11 protein-coding genes are annotated in these 11,667 nt (G+C 60.5%); 3 read left to right on the forward strand and 8 right to left on the reverse strand.

Annotated elements, in window-relative coordinates; genetic code table 11:
* Positions 1-15 precede the first annotated feature (15 nt).
* The 4 genes from lpxK to ACP7D9_RS22590 form a co-directional block, all read right to left on the reverse strand.
* The gene (gene lpxK, locus ACP7D9_RS22575) at positions 16-1,026 is read right to left on the reverse strand and encodes a tetraacyldisaccharide 4'-kinase (RefSeq protein ID WP_426159648.1); all 1,011 of its coding nucleotides are present in this window, start codon (positions 1,024-1,026) and stop codon (positions 16-18) included.
* A complete protein-coding gene (locus ACP7D9_RS22580; protein ID WP_041479458.1) occupies positions 1,026-1,454 on the reverse strand; it encodes an ExbD/TolR family protein in 429 nt (142 codons plus the stop codon). The genes lpxK and ACP7D9_RS22580 overlap by 1 nt, the downstream gene beginning before the upstream one ends.
* Positions 1,451-2,086, reverse strand: coding sequence for a MotA/TolQ/ExbB proton channel family protein (locus tag ACP7D9_RS22585; RefSeq protein WP_016771007.1), 636 nt, complete (start codon positions 2,084-2,086; stop codon positions 1,451-1,453). Before ACP7D9_RS22585 ends, ACP7D9_RS22580 begins: the two co-directional genes overlap by 4 nt.
* A 101-nt stretch (positions 2,087-2,187) precedes the next feature.
* Complete coding sequence (locus tag ACP7D9_RS22590) at positions 2,188-4,422, reverse strand: DNA internalization-related competence protein ComEC/Rec2 (RefSeq protein WP_426159649.1); 2,235 nt, start codon at positions 4,420-4,422, stop codon at positions 2,188-2,190.
* Between the two features lie 136 nt (positions 4,423-4,558).
* Here ACP7D9_RS22590 and ACP7D9_RS22595 point away from each other — a divergent pair, with 136 nt between their 5' ends.
* Positions 4,559-5,077, forward strand: coding sequence for a DUF2062 domain-containing protein (locus tag ACP7D9_RS22595; protein WP_101156166.1), 519 nt, complete (start codon positions 4,559-4,561; stop codon positions 5,075-5,077).
* Positions 5,078-5,142: 65 nt separating this feature from the next.
* Here the strand turns inward: ACP7D9_RS22595 and ACP7D9_RS22600 are convergent, their stop codons facing one another.
* From ACP7D9_RS22600 to ACP7D9_RS22615, 4 genes are all read right to left on the reverse strand, one after another.
* Positions 5,143-5,922 carry an ABC transporter permease gene (locus ACP7D9_RS22600; RefSeq protein WP_039760202.1) on the reverse strand — a complete coding sequence of 260 codons (780 nt, stop codon included), beginning with the start codon at positions 5,920-5,922 and terminating at the stop codon, positions 5,143-5,145.
* A complete protein-coding gene (locus ACP7D9_RS22605) occupies positions 5,919-6,851 on the reverse strand; it encodes an ABC transporter ATP-binding protein (RefSeq protein ID WP_426159650.1) in 933 nt (310 codons plus the stop codon). Before ACP7D9_RS22605 ends, ACP7D9_RS22600 begins: the two co-directional genes overlap by 4 nt.
* 133 nt (positions 6,852-6,984) lie before the next feature.
* Positions 6,985-7,608 carry a glutathione S-transferase family protein gene (locus tag ACP7D9_RS22610; RefSeq protein WP_101156159.1) on the reverse strand — a complete coding sequence of 208 codons (624 nt, stop codon included), beginning with the start codon at positions 7,606-7,608 and terminating at the stop codon, positions 6,985-6,987.
* Between the two features lie 43 nt (positions 7,609-7,651).
* The gene (locus ACP7D9_RS22615; RefSeq protein ID WP_101156157.1) at positions 7,652-8,311 is read right to left on the reverse strand and encodes a transglutaminase-like domain-containing protein; all 660 of its coding nucleotides are present in this window, start codon (positions 8,309-8,311) and stop codon (positions 7,652-7,654) included.
* Positions 8,312-8,558: 247 nt separating this feature from the next.
* Here ACP7D9_RS22615 and ACP7D9_RS22620 point away from each other — a divergent pair, with 247 nt between their 5' ends.
* Both ACP7D9_RS22620 and ACP7D9_RS22625 read left to right on the forward strand, forming a co-directional pair.
* Complete coding sequence (locus ACP7D9_RS22620) at positions 8,559-11,006, forward strand: acyl-CoA dehydrogenase (RefSeq protein ID WP_426159651.1); 2,448 nt, start codon at positions 8,559-8,561, stop codon at positions 11,004-11,006.
* Between the two features lie 73 nt (positions 11,007-11,079).
* Positions 11,080-11,487: a PA2817 family protein gene (locus ACP7D9_RS22625; protein ID WP_101156153.1), complete on the forward strand. Its 408-nt coding sequence runs from the start codon at positions 11,080-11,082 to the stop codon at positions 11,485-11,487.
* Positions 11,488-11,667 lie beyond the last annotated feature (180 nt).

The raw sequence follows: 11,667 nt of genomic DNA on the forward strand, positions 1-11,667 counted from the left end.
AGAAAGAAAAAACAATTAAGGCAACAGACGATCCGGCAACAGGCGCATCAGCTGCGTGTCGAACCAGGCCACAAAGGCCGGAGACGGCACGGCATCGACCGCCAGATACCACCAGTCGGCAGCAGCGAAGGCACGGCACTTCACCGCATCCTTTTCGGTCATTACCAACGGCAATGACGGGGTGAAATTCAACGCCTGTACGCTGTATTCGGCGTGGTCGGCAAATGCATGCGGGACTGGCCGCCAGTCTAGCGCTTCGAGGGTATTGAAGAAACGTTGCGGATTACCGATGCCGGCCACCGCATGCAGCGCTTGCCCGGGCGGAAAATATTCGAGCGACTGACGTTCACCGCTGCGCAGATTAACCAGCGCCGTGGGCTGCAGGCGAAAGGCGAAACCGTCGTCGCGATCAGCCAATGCACCGTTGAACAGCACGCCGTCAACACTCTGCAGGCGCTCGACCGGCTCACGCAACGGCCCGGCCGGCAGACAACGCTGATTGCCCAGCCCCCGAGCCGCATCGATCAGCACCAGCTCCAGGTCTCGCGCGAGGCGATAGTGCTGCATGCCATCGTCAGACAGAATCAGATCCAGCGGCTCACTGGCGATCAAGGCTTTGACGGCGGCGCTGCGATCAGGGTCGATCATCAGCGGCACACCGGTGCGCTGGACGATCAGCAACGGCTCGTCACCAGCAATCTCGGCGCTGTGCTCGACCTCGACGCGCCAGGGCAGATGCGCCGGCTTGGCGCCGTAACCGCGACTGACCACGCCGACGCGCAGTCCACGGCGTCGGCAATGCTCGATCAGCCAAAGAATCATCGGCGTCTTGCCGGTGCCACCGACCGTAATATTGCCGACCACGATCAGCGGCACGGGCGACTGATAGATCTCACCCTCGCCGTCGAGAAAGCGCTGACGCTTGTTGATCACCACGCGGCGATACAGCATTTCCAGTGGCCGCAGCAGCGTCAGGGCCGGGTGCCCCTGATACCACGCGTTGAGCAGGCGATCGGACAGGCTCATCAGGATTTCGGCGCCGCCTCGACCGTGGTCATGCGCAGGTGGCTGAAACCAAGCTTGCCGGCCGCGTCCATGGCGGTGATCACCGATTGATGCTGGGCCTTGCCATCGGCACTGATCGACAACGGCATGTTGGTGTCGCCGTTGGATTCTTTCTGCATGGCTTCCATCAGCGTCGGCAGATCATTCTTCGGCAGAATCTTGTTGTTCACCGAAAACACGCCTTCGGCACTGATCGCGACGTCCAGTTGTTTGACCTGCTGATCTTCGGCGGGCGAGCCGCTGACCGCTTCCGGCAGATCCACGCGCAGCTGGGTTTCGCGAGTGAAGGTGGTAGTGACCACGAAAAACAGCAGCAGGATGAACACCACGTCAATCAGCGACGCGAGGTTGATGTCTACGGTTTCCCGGGGCTTGCGACGGAATTTCACGCTTTGCCCTCGGCCAGATCGACATCACGGTCGCCCTGCACCACTTCCACCAGTTTGATCGCTTCCTGCTCCATGCCGACCACCAGCTCGTCGATACGACGCTGCAGGAAACGGTGGAAGAACACCGCCGGGATGCCGACCATCAGGCCTGCAGCGGTGGTGATCAGGGCTTTGGAAATACCGCCGGCCAGCACCGAAGCGTTGGTGGTCATGCCGGAACCGGTAAAGGCACTGAAAATATCGATCATGCCCAGCACGGTGCCGAGCAGGCCGAGCAACGGCGCCATGGCAGCAATGGTGCCGAGGGCATTGATATAGCGTTCGAGTTCATGAATGACGCGCGCGGCGGCCTCTTCGATGCACTCCTTCATGATCTCGCGACCATGCTTGGAGTTGGCGAGGCCCGCGGCGAGGATTTCCCCCAGCGGCGAGTTGGCGCGCAGTTCCTTGAGTTTTTCCTTGTTGAGCTGCTTGTCCTTGATCCAGACCCAGACCTGACCCAGCAAATGCTCGGGGGTGACGCGACTGGCGCGCAGTGTCCACAGGCGCTCGGCGACAATCGCCATGGCCGCGATGGAACTCAGAATGATCGGCAACATCATCCAGCCGCCGGATTTGACCAATTCCCACACAGTGACAGTCCCCTCGAAAAAGTGCGCCACTTTACCATACCGATCCGCGATTAAGACCCGCCACCCCGACGACCGTGAGGTGGCAACCATGCTGGCACCGATCAACGGCCAGGCGTCGGCGGATCACGCCAGAAACGCCGCTGGTGACGCATCGTCCACGGCGCTTTGAAGCTGCCCAGTTGCAGATGGATGGCGCCCTGGTCGGCGCTGTCGTAAATGCGCAGGCCTTGCTTGCGGTAGCGTGCCAATACCGTTGGATGCGGGTGACCGAACGAATTGCCGTGGCCGCGGGAGATCAGCACCGTTTCTGGCTGCAAGGCTTTGAGCAGAGCCATCGACGATGAGCTGCGACTGCCGTGATGGGGCGATTGCAGCCACTGCGTCGGTACGGCAAGTGGGCTGTCAAGCAGGACGCGCTCGGCGTGGGTGTCGATGTCGCCAGTGAGCAGCAGGCGTTCGCCGTTGGCCTCGATTTGCAAGACACAGGAGCGCTGGTTGCTGTCATCGGCCGCCGACCATTGCCAGAGCTGGAACTGCACGCCATCCCACTGCCATTGTTTGCCACTTTCGCAAGCTTCGGCGTTCAATTCGGGCGGCAGGTTCGGCGGATCGCCGCTGACGATGCGGTGCACATTCACTCCATGCATGATCGCCCGTGCGCCGCCAGCGTGATCGGCGTCGGCATGGCTGAGCAGCATCAGGTCGAGCGCTTGCACATTGAGTTTGCGTAACGCTGGCAACACCACGCGTTCGCCGATATCGAAATCGCCAAAGCGCGGGCCGGCGTCATAGAGCAATGCGTGATGTCGAGTGCGGACGAGGATGGCCAGGCCTTGGCCGACATCCAGTTGCCAGACATCTGCCCGCCCTTCATCTACTCGCTCTCGCGGCGGTAACACCAACAGCAACATCAGCGGCCAGCCCAACGGACGCAGCGGCACGCCACGGGGCAACAACAATAATGATGCGCCGAGGCTGCCCAAGGCCAACGCCCAGAAGGGGATCGCGGCAGGCACCCACGCTGGCCATTGCCCGGCAATCAGCGCCAGCGCGATGAACAGCCAGTCGATCAAACCACCGGCCAGCCACAACAGCCCTTCACCAACATGGGGCACGGGCAGCAACAGCGTGCCGAGCAGGGCCGGCGGCAGTACCACGAGGCTGACCCACGGTACTGCCAGCAGATTGGCTACAGGCCCACTGATGCTGATCGGCAAGCTCAGCGCCAGCAATACCGGACACAAGCCGATTGCGATCAGCCACTGCGCGCGAGTCCAGGTCTGCCACCAACGCCAAGCGCCCAGCCGCCCGCCGAAGGTGAAGATCAACACCGCCACTGCGGCGAACGACAGCCAGAAGCCGGGACGCAAACTGGCCAGCGGATCAAGCAGCAGTACGCCATTGAATGCCAGCAGCAACGGCCACCACGCGCCGAGATGGCGAAAACGCAGGCGCCACAACAGCACTAGCGCCACCATCACGCAGGCGCGCTGCACCGGCACATCGAAGCCGGCGAGCAAGCCGTAACCCAGCGCCGCCGCGAAGGCCAGGCCGCACGCCCACGGCAGCCATGGCCAGCGCAACGGCCAGATTCCGAAACGCGCCAACCCGGCGACCAGCATATACATCACCGCCGCCAGCAAACCGATGTGCTGGCCGGAAATCACCAGCAAATGCACGGTGCCGGTGTCTTGCAGTACCTGCCAATCCTCGCGCCTGAGCCCAGAGCCATCACCGAGTACCAGCGCCGCCAACGCGCCCTCGCGTCCTTGCGCATCCACGGCCAGCAGGCGCTGACGAACCCCGTCGCGCCATGCATTGCGCGCCTCAGCCAGACGCTGACCATCCTTGATCGTGCCGGTCGCACCGATCCGTTGCGCCAGCAGCCACGCCTCGTAATCGAAGGCGTCCGGATTGAGCAAACCAGTCGGGCGCTTCAACTTCACCGCCAGACGCCAGCGTTCGCCGCTATTGACCGCAGGCCCGGCATACCAGGCCAGGCGCAGCAGCGACGGCAACCTTTCGTGGCGTGAGTGGGCATCGGCCAACTCGAAACGCACCACGCCCGCGTCGTGCTGTGGCAAGCCGACCACGCGCCCTTCAAGCCAGCGGCTTTCACCATCCAGGCTCGGCGGCAAACGATCATTCAAGGCCCACTGCGCGCCGACACAGGCCCACGTGTAGCCAAACAGCAAAAACGCCAATGGATAGCTGCGAAACGGCAGCAGCATCAGCGCCACCACCGGTAGCACCAGCAACCAACCGACCGGCGGCAAGACCGGTAAAAAAACCGGGGCCAGCAGACCGACTGCCAGCGCCATCATCCCTGTGCGCATATGCCCGTCCTTGAGAGTCCCCTCCTTAGGCATAGCGGGTCTGCGGCACGACCGTCGTCAACAATTGTCACAAAGTCTGAATGGGCGGCTCATAGAATCCAGACATACTTGCCGCCTTAACCGACCGAGAAGCCTTATGCCCCGGCGCTTATTCAAACGTTACATGCCCGACCCGACGAGCATCAGGGAACACAAATCCTTACGCTTTCTCGGCACGTTGCTGCATGACCCGAACCTCTGGCACCTCAATCGCCACTCGGTGGCCCGGGCGATGGCGGTTGGCCTGTTCGCGGCGTTCTTGCCGATTCCGGCACAGATGCTGGTCGCGGCGGCGTTGGCGGTGATGGTGCGGGGCAACATGCCGATCGCGGTGAGTCTGGTCTGGCTGACCAATCCGATCACCATGCCGGCGGTGTTTTTCTGCACCTACCAGGCCGGGGCGTTTCTGATGGATGTGCCAGCGCGGCATCTGCCGGACGAGTTGACCTGGGAATGGATCAGCGGTGAATTGTCGACGCTGTGGCAGCCGTTTTTGCTGGGTTCGGTGGTTGTCGGCCTGGTGCTGGGCATCCTCGCCTACTTCCTTGTGATGCTGTATTGGCGCTGGTGGGTGGCGCGGCAGTGGCGGCGGCGCAAGCTAAGTCGGCAGAAATGAATGCAAAACGGCCTCCGCGATGGGAGGCCGTTTTTGATTGTCAGACATGCAGGGTATCGCGTGCTTCAGGTGCGCATCCCGCGTCCACTCACCAGCAACCGCGCACAGCCGAGATACAGCACCACGGTCGCTACCAGCATGAAAGTGATCGCGATGCCGATACGAATATCCGAGACACCAAGGATGCCGTAGCGGAAGGCATTGACCATGTGCAGCACCGGATTGGCCAGCGAGACGGTCTGCCAGAACGGCGGCAGCAAGGTGATCGAATAGAACACTCCACCCAGGTAGGTCAGCGGGGTCAGGACAAAGGTCGGGATGATCGAAATATCATCGAAGTTGCGCGCAAACACCGCGTTGATGAAGCCCAGCAGCGAAAAGATCGTCGCCGTCAGCACCACCACCAGAATGGTCACGCCAAGGTGATGCACCTGCAAATCGGTGAAGAACAGCGACAGAATCGTCACGATCAGACCCACCGCCAGACCGCGCAACACACCACCAATGGTGAAGCCGATCAGGATCGTATGCGGGGATACCGGCGAAACCATCAGCTCTTCGATCGAGCGCTGGAACTTGCTGCCGAAGAAGCTCGACACCACGTTGCCATAGGAGTTGGTGATCACCGACATCATGATCAGCCCCGGCACGATGTACTCCATGTAAGTGAAGCCACCCATGTCGCCGATCTGCCGACCGATCAGGTTGCCGAAGATCACAAAGTACAGAACCATAGTGATCGCCGGGGGCAGCAACGTCTGCGGCCAGATCCGCATGAAGCGCTTGACCTCCCGGTAGACAATGGTTTGCAAGGCGACCAGGTTGGGGCCGAACTCGGAACTCATACCGCCACCTTCGACAGATTTTTCTCCACCAGGGACACGAACAACTCCTCGAGGCGATTGGTTTTGTTACGCAGGCTCAGCACTTCGATGTTCTGCTGCGCCAACTGGGTGAACAACGCCGTGATGCCCATGGATTTGTCGACCTGGACTTCAAGGGTGTGGCCGTCGATCAACCGGGCGGGGTAGCCGAGCAATTGCGGCGCAACGTGCAAATCGCCTTTCAGGTCGAGCAAAAAAGTTTCCACATGCAACTGGCCCAGCAACTGTTTCATGCTGGTGTTCTCGACAATGGTGCCGTGGTCGATGATGCCGATGTTGCGGCACAGTTGCTCGGCCTCTTCCAGATAATGCGTGGTCAGAATGATGGTGATGCCCTTCTGGTTGAGCTCAGTGAGGAAGGTCCACATCGAACGGCGCAGTTCGATATCGACACCCGCAGTCGGCTCATCAAGGATCAGCAGGCGCGGTTCATGCACCAGCGCACGGGCGATCATCAAACGGCGTTTCATGCCGCCGGACAGCGAACGCGACGGCACATCGCGCTTGTCCCACAGGCCGAGCTGCGTCAGGTATTGCTCGGCGCGTTCCTTGGCGACTTTGGCCGGGATGCCGTAGTAACCGGCCTGGGTCACGACGATATCGAAGGTCTTTTCGAACTGATTGAAATTGAATTCCTGGGGCACCACGCCGATCGAGCGCTTGAGCGCTGCCGGGTTTTTATCCAGGTCATGGCCAAAGACATTGACCGTGCCGCTGGTCTTGTTGACCAGGGTCGAGAGGATGCCGATGGTGGTGGATTTGCCGGCACCATTGGGGCCAAGCAAGGCGAAAAAGTCACCTTCGGCGACGTCCAGATCGATACCACTCAAGGCCTGGAACCCGTTGCCGTAGGTTTTGGTTAGCTGCCGGATGGACAGAGCGGAACTCATATCGGATTTACGCACCAAGAAGGAAGGAAAGAGATAAATAAGGGCGGACGGCGAGGGAAACAACCGCGGCGCAAGTTCGCAATGGTGCTTGCCGCCGCCGCACAAGTACAGTCAAGTGTGTCGATAGTAATTATCAAGTCAACGCGGTCATGACCGCTTTCTGATAGGCCGGACGCTGTTTCAAACGTTCATACCAGGCTTGCAGATGCGGTTGCGGGGCGCGCTCGATGGGCATTTCGAACCAGGCATAAATGAAGCTGCCCAACGGGATGTCGCCCATACCGATGTCGTTGCCCGAGAGGTAAGGCTGGCTGATCAGGGCATGGTCGGCCATGTTCAGCAACTCATCACACTCTTTGATCGCGGCATTGATCGCCTTCCAGTCCTGCTTCTCTGCAGGCGTGCGTAGCACACCCCAGAACACCGTGCGAAACGGCCCGGCGAAACTGGAAGTGGTCCAGTCCATCCACTTGTCCGCCGCGGCGCGGGCTTGCGCATCCGCCGGGTACCAGGCGCTTTCCGGCGCGTGTTTGGCCAGCAGATAGCGAACGATGGCGTTGGATTCCCACAGCACGAAACCGTCATCCTCGATCACCGGCACCCGGCCGTTCGGGTTCATCGCACGGTACTCGGGCGTATCGACCACACCGAACGCGCCGCCGGCATCGATAGCCTCGTAAGCAAGGCCCAGCTCTTCGGCCGCCCACAGGGGCTTTCTGACGTTCGATGAATTTTTCCGTCCCCAGATCTTCAGCATGACCGCCTCTTTACAAGTGAGTGGACGGCCAGCATACGCCGGATCAGGTGCGACTCAAATCGGTCTGCATATCGCCCAGCAGCACCGGCAATTGCTCGCTGAACAGATGCGGATAGCACTTTTGCAGGTGCTCGAAGAAGAAAGCTTCCGGCACATCGGTGAACTGGCCGTGATCGATCAGATACTCCATCAACTGCGCGCCGTCACGGTTGAACGGGTGGAAAACGCTGTCGTTGACACCATCGAACTCGAGCGCGGCGACGTTGAATAACTCGCACAGTTGCTGATTGAACGCCGGCGTCGCCTTGACCCAACGGCCGTCGAGAAACAACTCGGTGTAGCCATGCATGGCGAACACGTCGCTTTTCAGTAACTCGAGCAGACGCGGCGTCGACAGGTGATTGCGCACGTCGGCCAGACCGATACGCGCCGCAATTCCGCAATGCCGCGCACAACCGGCGAGAAGCGTGGCTTTCGGCACGCAGTAACTCTGCCCTGCGGCGAGTGCATAACTGCCGCGCAAGGTTTGCGGATCGCGACTGAACGTATAGGGGTTGTAGCGCACCGCCTCGCGCACGGCGTAATAAAGACTGATCGCCTGATCACGCGGATCATTACTCGCGCCGCGATGCCGCTCGGCGAACTCCACCACTGCCGGGTGGTCACTATCGATGAAGCGGCCGGGGCTCAGATACTCGTGCATGACGGCAATCTCCTGGGTAAGCCACGAGTCTAGCGACAGCGTGAGCACAGAGATAACGACGTTTCGGCCAAACCTGAAAGCAAAGCTGCGCAGCAACGAACGATTTCCCACACGTGTTGCCCACCGAACCTACGAAAACCATCCGGGGTTTCCCACGATTTCAATCACCATGCTCTGACCACCCGGATTTACAGATGCCGTCTAAGCTCTGGAGGGTCGATTTGCCTTGGTTCACGGAGGACTGAATATGCTGTTGTTGTGGATACTGGTTTTGATCGTCGGGGTGGCGTACCTCGCCCATCGACGCATCGCCCCGCTGCCTGCGTTGGGCGTGGTCGCTGCCTACCTGGTGGCGATGGGGATTTTCAGTCACGCGCCGGGCTGGCTGCTGTTCATTTTCTGGGTCTTGCTGGCGGTGGTCGCCGCACCATTGTTGCTGCCTGACCTGCGCCGCAAACATTTCACCGCGCCGCTCTTCAACTGGTTCCAGAAAACCCTGCCGCCGATGTCGCAGACCGAACGCGACGCGATCGATGCCGGCACCGTGTGGTGGGACGGCGAGCTGTTCAGCGGGCGTCCGGACTGGGACAAACTGCTGTCCTATCCCAAAGTGCAGTTGAGCGAAGAAGAACAGGCTTTCATCGATGGCCCGACCGAAGAGCTCTGCGCGATGGTCAGTGACTGGCAGATCGGTCAGTCAATGGACCTGCCGCCCGAGGCGTGGACGCATATCAAGGAGCACGGCTTTTTCGCCTTGATCATCCCCAAGGAATACGGCGGTAAAGGCTTCTCTGCGTACGCTCACTCGCAAGTGGCAATGAAACTGGCAACCCGCAGCGGCGACCTCGCATCGACCGTGATGGTCCCCAACTCCCTCGGCCCGGCCGAACTGCTCTTGCATTACGGTACCGACGAGCAACGCAATCACTACCTGCCACGCCTGGCCCGTGGCGACGATATTCCGTGTTTCGCCCTCACCGGTCCGCTCGCCGGCTCCGACGCCGGCGCGATGCCTGACACCGGGATCATCTGCAAAGGCCAGTGGCAAGGTGAAGAAGTCATCGGCCTGCGCCTGAACTGGGAAAAGCGCTACATCACCCTCGGCCCGGTCGCCACCCTGCTCGGTCTGGCATTCAAGGCCTACGATCCGGATCATCTGCTCGGTGAAGAGGAAGACCTCGGTATCAGTCTGGCGCTGATTCCGACCGATACCGCCGGCGTGGAAATCGGCCGGCGCCACCTGCCGCTGGGCGCTGCGTTCATGAATGGTCCGAACTCCGGCAAGGACGTGTTCATTCCGCTGGACTACCTCATCGGTGGTCAGGAAATGCTCGGCAAGGGCTGGATGATGCTGATGAACTGCCTGTCCGTGGGGCGTTCGATCTCGCTGCCGGCGGTCGGCACCGGCGCGGCCAAGTTCACCAGCCTGGTCACCGGGCAGTACGCGAATATTCGTGAACAGTTCAACGTGCCGCTTTCAGCCTTCGAAGGTATTCAGGAGGCCATGGCGCGCATTGGCGGCAACGCGTGGATGATGGACGCCGCACGCATGCTCACCGCTAACGCGGTGGATCTCGGGGAAAAGCCTTCGGTGCTGTCGGCGATCCTCAAATACCACCTCACCGAACGCGGCCGCGAATGCATCAGCCACGCCATGGACGTACATGGCGGTAAAGCCATCATCATGGGACCGAACAATTACCTGGGCCGCAGCTGGAACGGCGCGCCAATCTTCATCACCGTCGAAGGCGCGAACATTCTGTCGCGCAACCTGATGATCTTCGGTCAGGGCGCAATCCGCTGCCATCCGTTTGTACTCAAGGAAATGGCCCTGGCAGGTCGCGAAGACAAGGAACAGGCACTTAAGGAATTCGATGGCCTGCTGCTCAAGCACATCGGTTTTGCCGTCAGCAACGCGGCCAGCACACTGGTACTGAACCTCGGGTTTGGTCACTTTGAACATGCGCCGGGCGACAAGATCAGTCAGGGCTACTTCCGGGCGCTCAACCGTCAGGCCGCTGCCTTCGCCATGCTCGCCGACTTGAGCATGATGCTCCTGGGCGGCGAACTGAAACGCCGCGAACGCCTGTCGGCACGCCTAGGCGATGTGCTGAGCAACCTGTATCTGGCCTCCGCCGCGCTCAAGCGTTATCACGATCTGGATTCGCCGGCCTACATGGAACCGCTGTTCCGCTGGGCCATGGAAGAAAGCCTTGGCCAATCGGAGCGCGCACTGGATGAGTTGCTGAGCAACTTTCCGAACCGGGTGTTCGGCTGCCTGCTGCGGGTCATCGTCTTTCCGTTCGGGCGCCGGCACAAAGGCCCATCGGACAAACTCGGCGCCGAAGTTGCTGCGGTCATTGGCCGCGCCAAAGGCGATCCGGCCCTGGAGGAACTGCTCGCCGGCTGCTATCGCCCGCAATCAGCAGACGATGCTGTGGGCGCGCTGCAACACGCCAGCGACCTGCTCAACGCTGCGCAACTGCTGCACAAAAAACTGCACACCGCACTGAAAAGCGGCCAGGTCAAGCCGGCAGCCGGTGAACACGCCATCGATGCCGCACTGGAAGCCGGCGTGCTGCAACCGGTCGAAGCGCAAAGTCTGCACGACGCCGAGGCCGCCCGCCGCAAGGTGATCGACGTCGATGATTTCGACAAAGAGGAACTGACCCAGGCAGCGGGCAAAGTCCGCTGATCCCGGTTTTTGTGAAAAAACGGCGCGAGAGCTTTATACTCCCGCGCCCGTTTTGCTCTTGAGGACTTATCTCGTGTCCAACGTCGTTGCCGATCATCTCGTGTTGCTCGACCACCTGCGCAGTATCCTGGTCGCCGTAGGTGAGGCCGAACAAGTGCCCGAAGAAAGCCATGCCCTGTTCCTCGAGCGCTTCGATGAACTGCTGGCTTCCCTGCCGATCGACCCTATCGAAAGCCAATACCTGGGCCAGGACATCCTCACCCAAGTCATCAGCCGCTACCCGCAAATCGCCCACCTGATTCCACGCGATCTGCTGTGGTTCTTCGCCGGCGACTGCCTGCACTACCTCTCCGACGAAGAAATCGACCTGTACCAGGCCCTCGAAGAACGCCGCTACGAAGCCGAACAGAACGATGAACCGTTCGACTGGAACCAGGAAAAACAACTGCTGGCCATGTCCGTGCAGGACAGCAAGCACTGATATCCGACAGGTAATCAAAAGGCCCGCACTGGTGATTCCATGCGGGCCTTTTTTTGAAAATTGTCTCGTCCTGAATAAGGTTTACACCTTCTGACCTATCCTCAGGAGGAACCAATGGAATCAGGAAAAAGGCGCAGTCAACGTGATTACACGCTGGGCTTTAAATTAGCGGTCGTCGAT

It is taken from the genome of Pseudomonas sp. TSRC2-2 (assembly GCF_049897785.1).
In the GTDB taxonomy this organism is placed as follows: domain Bacteria; phylum Pseudomonadota; class Gammaproteobacteria; order Pseudomonadales; family Pseudomonadaceae; genus Aquipseudomonas.

Excerpts from the sequence above, each read along its gene's own strand:
- lpxK (WP_426159648.1), bottom strand. The coding sequence starts at position 1,026 with ATGAGCCTGTCCGATCGCCTGCTCAACGCGTGGTATCAGGGGCACCCG.
- ACP7D9_RS22610 (WP_101156159.1), bottom strand. The coding sequence starts at position 7,608 with ATGCTGAAGATCTGGGGACGGAAAAATTCATCGAACGTCAGAAAGCCC.
- ACP7D9_RS22605 (WP_426159650.1), bottom strand. The coding sequence starts at position 6,851 with ATGAGTTCCGCTCTGTCCATCCGGCAGCTAACCAAAACCTACGGCAAC.
- ACP7D9_RS22595 (WP_101156166.1), top strand. The coding sequence starts at position 4,559 with ATGCCCCGGCGCTTATTCAAACGTTACATGCCCGACCCGACGAGCATC.
- ACP7D9_RS22620 (WP_426159651.1), top strand. The coding sequence starts at position 8,559 with ATGCTGTTGTTGTGGATACTGGTTTTGATCGTCGGGGTGGCGTACCTC.
- ACP7D9_RS22600 (WP_039760202.1), bottom strand. The coding sequence starts at position 5,922 with ATGAGTTCCGAGTTCGGCCCCAACCTGGTCGCCTTGCAAACCATTGTC.
- ACP7D9_RS22615 (WP_101156157.1), bottom strand. The coding sequence starts at position 8,311 with ATGCACGAGTATCTGAGCCCCGGCCGCTTCATCGATAGTGACCACCCG.
- ACP7D9_RS22590 (WP_426159649.1), bottom strand. The coding sequence starts at position 4,422 with ATGCGCACAGGGATGATGGCGCTGGCAGTCGGTCTGCTGGCCCCGGTT.